Below are 8,651 nucleotides of genomic sequence, written 5' to 3'. Positions count from 1 at the left end.
CGCGGGGTGGAGCAGCCCGGTAGCTCGTCAGGCTCATAACCTGAAGGCCGCAGGTTCAAATCCTGCCCCCGCAACCATCTCAAATTGCGATGCCAATTCGCGCACATCAGCCGCCCCAACCGGGCGGCTTTTTTGCGTCCGCAAGTTCTGATGGTTGCGCCCTCCCGCAACCATCGAAGCTTGGCAACCGGCCAAGTTCTGGCCAATGCCGGTCCCCGCAACCATCTCAACTTGCGATCGGCCCGCCACTCCGGCTGGCCTTTTGACTTTGAGTGAAATCCCAAGGATACCCGCAAGATCGCCACGCACATCGATCTTCAACTCGCCGTCCTCTGGCGTCAGAATGATGTCCTTCACAAGCGAGCGGATCACGTCGGCGGCCGTCATCCTCTTCGCTTCCGAATCCTCCTGAAGCGCCGCATACAGTTCATCGACCTGAACATGATAGTGATGCGCCATGTTCGGATGCAGGAGGGGCGGCGGTTCCTCTGCTTCTTGCAGGAAAGCCGTCAGTTCCTTCTGACGGGCCTCCAGCTCCTTCATCTGCTTCATCATGCGGGTAGGAGCATCGCCGTCACTGGAGGCCATGATGAGCTTCATCAGCTTGTCGAGCTCCCGGTCAATCCGTTTCGTCTCGGCTTCGGCTGCGTCGATCGACGCTCGCCCTTCCATGCGGAGCCGGTTCATCTCACGGGTGAATTCGTCGCAGAATTCCTTGAACAATTCCGGTTCCATCAGATGATGGCGAAGCGCGTTGAGAACGCGCGCCTCAAGCTGGTCGCGCCGGATGTTCTTGCGATTGTCGCAGGTGCCCTTGTTGCGCGCCGTCGAGCAGCCGACCAGATCGCTTGAGATCATCGAGTAGCCACCGCCACAGCATCCGCACTTGGTCAGGCCCGAGAAGAGGTATTTGGGACGCCGGCGCTCGCGAAAATGGTTCTCGGTCTCGTTATCGTCGTTCCGGTTCTGCTTGACTGTCTTCTGGCGCTCCTTCACGGCCTGCCAAAGATCATCGTCGAGGACGCGCAACTCCGGCACGTCCTGGATGATCCAGTCTGCCTCCGGGTTCATCCGGGCCTGGCGTTTGCCCGTGTCCGGGTCCTTGATGAAGCGCTGGCGGTTCCAGATCAGTTTGCCGACATACATCTCGTTGTTGAGGATGCCATTGCCGCGTTTCGGGTTGCCATTGATCGTGCTAAAGCCCCAATCGCCGCCCCCCGGCGCGGGGATGGTCTCGTTGTTCAGCTCGAAGGCAATCCGCTTGGCCGATTTTCCTGCGGCATAGTCGTGGAAGATTCGGCGGATCACACCAGCCTGAAACTCATTGATGGTCCGGTCACCACGGACCGGCTCGCCGTTTCCGTCGAACTTCTTGACCACATCGTAGCCATAGGCGTTTCCGCCTCCCGACTTGCCTAATTCGACCCTCCCACGCTGTCCACGGCGTGTCTTGTCGGCCAGGTCCTTGAGAAACAAGGCGTTCATCGTGCCCTTGAGGCCGACATGCAGATGCGTGACCTCGCCCTCCGAGAGGGTGACGATCTTTACCTCTGAATACGCCATGCGCTTGAACAGCCCGGCGATATCCTCCTGATCGCGTGAGAGGCGGTCCATGGCTTCGGCCAAGACATAGCGGAAACGGCCACGGGTCGCGTCGGAGATCAGGGCCTGGATACCGGGACGGAGGAGAGAGGCGCCGGAGATCGCGTGATCGGTGTATTCCTCAACGACCTGCCAGCCCTGTTTCTCGGCATGAAGGCGGCAGACACGGAGTTGGTCGGCGATCGAAGCGTCGCGCTGATTGTCGGATGAATAGCGGGCGTAGATCGCAACCTTCACAACGCACTCTCCTGTGACATCAGGAGCGCGTCGTTCGGCGTTCCTTCGTCTGCTCCTCGAATGCTTCCCGCGCGGCACGACGGGCGAGCAGGCGAACCAGCTCGACCAGACGCGGGTCCGCACCGTCGCCACGGCGCAAGAGCGTCAATTCCGGCTCGTTGAGCCGAAGCGTACTCCTTTGCTTTGGGCGTTTGCCAGAATTCATCGTTGCGCCGTTCGAAGCCAATTGCAAGTAGATCGGCTTCAAGATTGGCGTGAACCGGAGTATAAGCAACTGCAATCAGAGGCGAATATTCGGCGACACCAGTCGCGTCGTCGTCGGTCCAGGCGAAATCTGGCGTAGCGAAGCGCGTCATAGAAGACGGAAAATACTGACGTTGGTCCGGCCTGCTTTCCGGCCCTCCGAGATCGTCGGGAACTCGCTCTGCCATCCTGTCCTCACTTGTCGGCGCTACAAATCTGGACTATATATCCAGATATAGCATGGAGGATAGTCATGGGCAATGCCGCACAGAAAAGAGCGATGCAGAATTATCGCACGCGCCTGACGCAGCGAGGTCTCACTCGCTTCGAGATCATGGCGCTTGAATCCGACCGTGAGTTGATCCGCACGCTTGCGCGTCGCCTGGCTGAGGAAGGCCCGGAAGCGGAAGACGTCCGTTTGGCGGTCAAGACAGCCGTCGGCGGCAAGCCGCCCAAACCCGGAAATATCCTCACGGCCCTGCGGCGTTCGCCGCTTGTCGGCGCCGAACTCGACCTTTCCCGTCCCCGTGAAGAGGGGCGCAAGGTCGATCTGTGACGCGCTTTCTCCTCGACACCAACATCATCAGCAACATCGTAAAGCCAAAGCCATCGGAGTCGCTGCTGGCCTGGATGGGCGAGCAGCGCGACGAGAATCTGTTTATTGCCTCGCTGACAATCGCCGAAATCCGGCGCGGCATTCTGGAAAAGCCGCGAGGCAAGAAACGTGACAGCCTCGACGCCTGGTTCGCGGGGCCAGAGGGGCCGCAGGCGCTGTTTGCCGGTCGTATCCTGTCCTTCGACGATAAGGCCGGTCTGCTTTGGGCGCGACTCATGGCTGAGGGTAAAATGGCTGGCCGCCCCCGCAGTGGTCTCGACATGATTATTGCGGCCGTCGCAGGCGCAAATGACTGCGTGGTTGTAACGGACAACGAAAAAGACTTCGTGGGGCTCCAGATCATAAATCCGCTGCGCGGCGGTTTGGAGGGGGGAGAATAAAATGACGGCTGCGCCGCCTGTACCTATCGAGTATCAGCTCATTGGCTTGACGGAAGACGGCAACGCCGGCGATCTTCTGCTTGGGCTCGACCAGAAACAAGGCCGCATTCGCCTCCAAGCTCTGATCTCCGAATGGTTGCGAATGGAAAACCTCGTCGTTCTGACGGGATCCGGCACGTCGGTTTCGGCGGGCGGCAAGACGATGGCGAACCTCGAAACTGCCGTCTTTGCGACGATTGAGGCTCTTCCCGATGTGCCGGCCTCTATCAGCCCGATCATCAAGGCGCGGCAGGATGCCGTTTCGATGGCCGATCTTCTTGACGAGCCGGCGCTGGGGTTCGAGGCTTGGCTGTCCTTTGTTGCTAACGCACTCGTCGTTGGACAGTCGAAGGACGCGCCATTCTCCGGTGTCTCTTGGCCGGGCACGCCAGCACCGAGCCTGGACGATCTCAAGTGGCTCGTTCATCGTCTGCGTATGTCGATTTTCGCCGAATGCGCGCTGTCCTTGCCCGATACGGCCAAAGCGAAGTCGGCAAGCGAGATCGCTCCGCAGCTTGCGTTTCTCTCCAAGCTCGTGGCGCGCGACAGCAATCTCGGCCGAACTCATCTTTTCACGTTGAACTACGACACCCTCTTCGAGCAGGCCCTTGAGCTTCTCGGTATCCAGTATTTCGATGGATTCACCGGCCGCGCCGCTGCCCGCTTCGATCCTTCGGTTTACGGGCTCGATATCTATTATCCGGGTGAGGTTGCGGAAGGTCGCGTAAGGCGCTTCGACAAGTTCTTGCACTTCTACAAGCTACATGGGTCCATTCACTGGTTTGAGCAGGACGGCGAGATGCGTGCGCGGCATCCCGATCTTGCCCCGTTCAGAACCTATGCCGGACTGAAGGCGGACGAGAAGGCGGCCGCACTCGTCGATTTGGCAGGGGGGACGCGATCGGTCGGAATTCTGCCGACGGCCAACAAATTCGCGCAGACCCTGACGATGCCTTACGCGCATCTCTTCCGGTCCTTTCAGGTTCGTCTTGGTATCCCGCAGACTTTCCTGCTCGTTCTCGGCTACGGCTTCGGTGACGATCATGTCAGCCGTATCATTGAAAACGCGCTCATGAATCCTTCATTGGTGATGCTCGTCGTTGAGCCTAATCCAGCAAGCCCGGTCATCGAGCGGATACGCCGCTACAAGGATCTCGGCAAACGCGCTTTCGTGCTAACCCCAACCGACGCCGCCTTTGCTGCTGCCAAGTTCAAGCACGCCACCTTTGACGATTTCGCCCGCTCGGTAATGCCCGACGTGCAATGGCTGGACGACTTCCTGCGCCTGCGGCGTTTCGAGAGGCAGATTGCTTCCTCCACGACGCCGACCGAACCTGATCCGGCGGTGTAGGATGGATAATCCACGTCTTATCGGCCACATCGTTTCAGTTCAGGGCTTCCGGGTTAAGGTGGAATTGCTGCCCGAGACCCGTTCGGCGTTGCGGGCGACCCTCGATGGGGTTCAGGTAGCGATCGCCATCAATGCTTATCTCACCTTCTCGTTGGGCGCGGGCGAAACCGTCATCGGCATCATCACCGACCTCGAGGCGCGGGAAAGTTTCGACCCTTCCAGCGGAGATGATCTTAGTCTGGAACTTATGAAGCCACGTCGGATTGCCAGTGTGCAGTTGTTGGGCACCATCGAGCACGCCGATGATGAGCCGTCTTTCAGTCCCGGGATATCCGTTCTGCCGACGTTGGATACAGCGGCAGAAATCGGATCGCCCGACATCCTGCGTGCGATATTTGAGATCCCACCCCGTCGCAACAGGCCGGAAGGCTATGATGACAAGGATTTCGACTACGACCTGAAAATCGGTTTTCCGACTGGCCAGGCGCGCAATGTCGTGCGGGCATCCTACAATGACCTGTTCTCCAGGCCGTTGGCGATCGTTGGAAACACGGGCTCAGGGAAATCCTTCTCAGTGACGAGCCTTATCCAGAAGGCAATGAAGGCACTCGATGGTGCTGCCCAGGAACCGCACGTCTTCATTCTCGACATCAATGGTGAATACGCCAAAGCCTTTCCCGCTACTGTGGCCGAGACACGCCTGCCGGATCGCATCTATCTCAATGGCAAGGAGTTCAGCCTCCCGCTCTGGTTCCTGAACGCGGAAGAGATCTGCGCCTGGCTGAGCGCATCGGAACAGACGCAGGAGCCCGTACTGAAGGACTGGTGGGCGATTGCCAAGGGTGGCAACGCTACGGCTGCCGCCAGCCTCGGTTCGCTTCAGAATGCGATGAGCGCGCTCGATCAGCTTCTCAGCGAACTGACGAAAGTGAAGAGGAAGTTCGCCGGTTCTTACTGCGATGCCATCGTCGGCCATCTGGCTGATACCGACATCGACACCGCAGTCTTCGAGGCCCTTTTCACGGCTCATCGCAGTGTCGATCAGTACAATCAGGACGTGATGGGCAATCAGGCTGCGATTGCTGCCGAAGCGGAGAAGCTCAAAGACGCCATACGGATCAAGATTGTTGGCGGCAGCGATACGGCGGAGGCAGGCGCGCGCACCGCAGATACACCGATCCCGATTGCACGTTCGACGCTGACCGATCCGTCTCTGATCAATCGCGCGGTGTCGAAGGAAGACACGTTCAGGGTGGACGCCCATTTGACGACGCTGAAGCTGCGTTTGAGGACCCGCCTCGACGACAAGCGGTGGCGCGCATTCCTGAACTATGAGGACGCTGACACTGCGATCGCCAATCTATCAACTTGGTTCGCTCGCTTCGGTTTGGGCGCCGCCACAGGCCCGAAGGTGTCTGTGCTCGACCTCTCGATGCTCAGCAACGAAGTGCTTCCCTATGCCTGCGCCGTCATCGGGCGCGTGCTGCTGGAAGCGCGGGAACGCTTGCCCGCGGCGTCACGCTACAAGCACCCATGGGTACTCGTCCTGGAAGAGGCGCACAATTACGCCCGGCCGGCTCGTGCCGACGAGGATCGCGGTCATCGGCTGGCTCGGCTGACCTATGAGCGCATCGCAAAGGAAGGGCGCAAGTTCGGACTGTCGCTCATCATCGCCAGCCAACGGCCGAGCGAGATCAGTCAGACGATCATCAGCCAGTGCGCCAATTTCATCAGCCACCGTCTGCAAAACCCGGACGACATCGACCATTTCCGCCGGATCATCCCGATGCAGGCGCGGCGTCTGCTCGACCAGGTGACGATATTGTCGTCAGGCGAGGCGATCGTTTTTGGAAGCGCATTCCATATCCCGACGCGCGTCCAGTTCGATCGGCCGGAGCCCGGCCCATACAGCCAGACAGCAGCGCCGTATCATGAATGGTCGAAGGAAAAGACCCCATTTCCGCTGGGCACAATCATCGACGCTTGGGGAGCATAGAAAAGCCAACTGCCTCAGTCTTTGAGGCATATACGATGCGCTCTCCGGACCTCTGATGCATCGCCGCTAGCTCTCGAATCCCTCCTTCGGCGACCATCGCCTCGTCTCGAATTTTCGCGGGCAAAAAGGATCGCCCACCAAGGCCAGGCCATCGCGGAACAGCGCGTAATTATAGTCAGAGCCGTCGGCACGCCGACCTCGGCTGTCCTCGCGAATACCGAAACCAGCGGGATCAAAGCTGGGCAGGTCGAGTCGTTCGGGACGATCGCCACCGCCGGCTCGGATCATACCAGTGAGGCTGTCGAGGAATGCCCTGCAGGCCGTCTCCTCCATGACGAACCAACCAACCGTCTCACCCAGCAAACCGCGAACGATATTGTCTCGAATGGCAAGCCGTCGCCAATGCGGATCGTCCCAGAGCTCATCGTGCCACCAATAGGGGCGAAGAGCTGGCCAGATCGAGAAGGCGTTGCCAAGATACCAACGGCCGGCATAGGGAAATCGAACAAAGGTGACTGGTCCGGATTCCACGGGAAACTCGCCAGCCGTATTGATCCAATCGATCCAGTTGACGATGGGGCTCATGCCCATCAGCAAGAAGTTCGACCGGTGCGTCGCCAGCGCCATTTGCGTTGTCACGCCGCGGCCAACAGGCGGCTGGCTCGCGGGCGGCGGAGCCTTTTTCCTTGGTTTCGGAATCCGCGTTTCGGCTATGCTCAGGAAGGCGCCAGACGTGCCCGGCTTCGAGCCAAAGGCTACGGAATAGCCGTGGATGACGTGGCCGAAGGGCGACCCCACATTCACATAGGGTTTCACCTGCCTTGCATATTTGCGCTTTGCTTGCGCGGCGACAGTCTTTGCCGTGGCGCTGGCCGCGAATGAACCGTGGGCTTCAGCCAGCACGACACCGTGACCCTCAGCGTTCCCGCCATCGTAAAGAAAATCCGCGTGCGGATCGAACGCGTTGGAGAGGCAGGCCGCGTTCGCGCGCCAGACATATCCCAAGGCGTTCATATAGAGATCGGTTACTCCAGCTCCGCAGCGCGCGGTGAACAGCGTCCGTTCGGTGTCGGCGAGGTCCGCAAAGTCATCCGTGAGTTCGAACATCGGCGTGTTCGAGATCAAGCATTCCAGTTGCGCGAGTGCGCTCTTCTGAAGGCCCGCCAGCAGTTGTGGTCGAGCCTGACGTGTCGTCGCCGTTCTGGCGACCGCCGCCGCCAGCGCGACGGGAGAGAACGTCAGGGTAGACGCGGCCTGAGGCGCTTCGAAATGCGGTGATACCGGACTAGGAACGTGTCTGTGCTTTGTATGGGTCGTCAGGCCGATCGTGACGTCGACATCCCACAATTCGGCAGTTGCACTCGCCACGTTCATCCATCCCCCCAAAAAGACCCCAACTATTTTGTACTCGTCTTGGCGGTGATGTCGAAGTCGGAAATTGAAAGGCCAACGATCAAGTTGATGAACGTCTTCGCTTCAGCAATAGCGGCCTCGGCTTCTTTCGCATTGCTGAACGTACCTTGATGCACGACCCCGTTTCGAACAGCATTGATGTTCTCAGCCGACTTGATGAGTGATTTCGCGGTTTTGCTCTTGGCCGGGTGAGCAAAGTAAACGGGCACAAACAGGCGCGTCACCTTGCCGTGCAGACCGTTCGCCCACCGCAGGAACTGATCGATAATCGCCGCATCGAATTCGGTTTGGCGAGCCCATTCAGTTCGAATTGCGTAGTTCGCAGCTATTTCAGCCGCCGTGGCGCATCGCACGATGGCGGCGGAAGGCTCATCCCTCAGATGGAGCCCGGACAGCTTGTTCCACTGCGATTGCAGTTTCTCGAGATCGGAACGCTCGTTATAAGGCTTCTTGGATGTCTTCCTGTGGGTCTCATCAACTGCTTTTGTCATATTCCCCCCCCGTTCGTCTTGGTAGCAATGGGCTTCCGCTAGTATCATTGATGCCAAACTCTTCTCCGATGTCACTAAATACCAGAATCCCATGTGATCATAGCCTACGGCTTGGCGTGCTTGTCTGGGAAAACAGTGGTGGCTCATGCTGTTAGAGTTCTTATGAATCGCGAACGCAGAGTGAGCGTGATCATGGCCATGTCCCCGGGGGAAAGCTTTCCCCCTGGCCGGCGCCACGGTCGCCGGCACACCCCCTTCTGCGGGGAGACCCCGCAACGCCCCC

The 8,651-nt window shown here is 59.2% G+C and carries 8 protein-coding genes and 1 tRNA gene; 5 read left to right on the top strand and 4 right to left on the bottom strand.

Going from position 1 to position 8,651, the window contains the following annotated elements:
* Positions 1-77 (top strand) — tRNA-Met (locus JZX88_RS20275).
* Here the strand turns inward: JZX88_RS20275 and JZX88_RS26460 are convergent.
* The gene (locus JZX88_RS26460) at positions 34-1,839 is read right to left on the bottom strand and encodes a recombinase family protein (RefSeq protein WP_173995706.1); all 1,806 of its coding nucleotides are present in this window, start codon (positions 1,837-1,839) and stop codon (positions 34-36) included. The two genes, JZX88_RS20275 and JZX88_RS26460, sit on opposite strands and share 44 nt — an antisense overlap.
* Positions 1,840-1,858: 19 nt before the next feature.
* A complete protein-coding gene (locus JZX88_RS26315; RefSeq protein WP_256436378.1) occupies positions 1,859-1,987 on the bottom strand; it encodes a hypothetical protein in 129 nt (42 codons plus the stop codon).
* A gap of 348 nt (positions 1,988-2,335) precedes the next feature.
* Between JZX88_RS26315 and JZX88_RS20265 the strand changes: the two genes are divergently transcribed.
* Genes JZX88_RS20265 through JZX88_RS20250 form a run of 4 tightly spaced genes read left to right on the top strand, consistent with a single transcriptional unit; the run spans position 2,336 to position 6,464 of the window.
* Positions 2,336-2,638: a hypothetical protein gene (locus tag JZX88_RS20265; RefSeq protein WP_173995659.1), complete on the top strand. Its 303-nt coding sequence runs from the start codon at positions 2,336-2,338 to the stop codon at positions 2,636-2,638.
* Positions 2,635-3,078, top strand: a complete 444-nt coding sequence (locus tag JZX88_RS20260; RefSeq protein ID WP_173995660.1) for a PIN domain-containing protein — start codon at positions 2,635-2,637, stop codon at positions 3,076-3,078. The genes JZX88_RS20265 and JZX88_RS20260 overlap by 4 nt, the downstream gene beginning before the upstream one ends.
* 1 nt (position 3,079) lies before the next feature.
* Positions 3,080-4,468, top strand: a complete 1,389-nt coding sequence (locus JZX88_RS20255; protein ID WP_173995661.1) for an SIR2 family protein — start codon at positions 3,080-3,082, stop codon at positions 4,466-4,468.
* A gap of 1 nt (position 4,469) precedes the next feature.
* On the top strand, positions 4,470-6,464 hold the full coding sequence (locus JZX88_RS20250; protein ID WP_173995662.1) for an ATP-binding protein: 1,995 nt from the start codon (positions 4,470-4,472) through the stop codon (positions 6,462-6,464).
* Between the two features lie 66 nt (positions 6,465-6,530).
* Here the strand turns inward: JZX88_RS20250 and JZX88_RS20245 are convergent, their stop codons facing one another.
* Positions 6,531-7,838: a hypothetical protein gene (locus JZX88_RS20245; RefSeq protein WP_206914548.1), complete on the bottom strand. Its 1,308-nt coding sequence runs from the start codon at positions 7,836-7,838 to the stop codon at positions 6,531-6,533.
* A gap of 23 nt (positions 7,839-7,861) precedes the next feature.
* Complete coding sequence (locus JZX88_RS20240; protein ID WP_206914547.1) at positions 7,862-8,368, bottom strand: hypothetical protein; 507 nt, start codon at positions 8,366-8,368, stop codon at positions 7,862-7,864.
* Between the last annotated feature and the right edge of the window lie 283 nt (positions 8,369-8,651).

The sequence above is a fragment of the Agrobacterium sp. OT33 genome, from assembly GCF_017313365.1.
Lineage (GTDB): Bacteria > Pseudomonadota > Alphaproteobacteria > Rhizobiales > Rhizobiaceae > Agrobacterium > Agrobacterium rhizogenes_A.
Note: the sequence above shows the minus strand (reverse complement) of the source record. Positions and strands in the feature narration are given on the sequence as shown.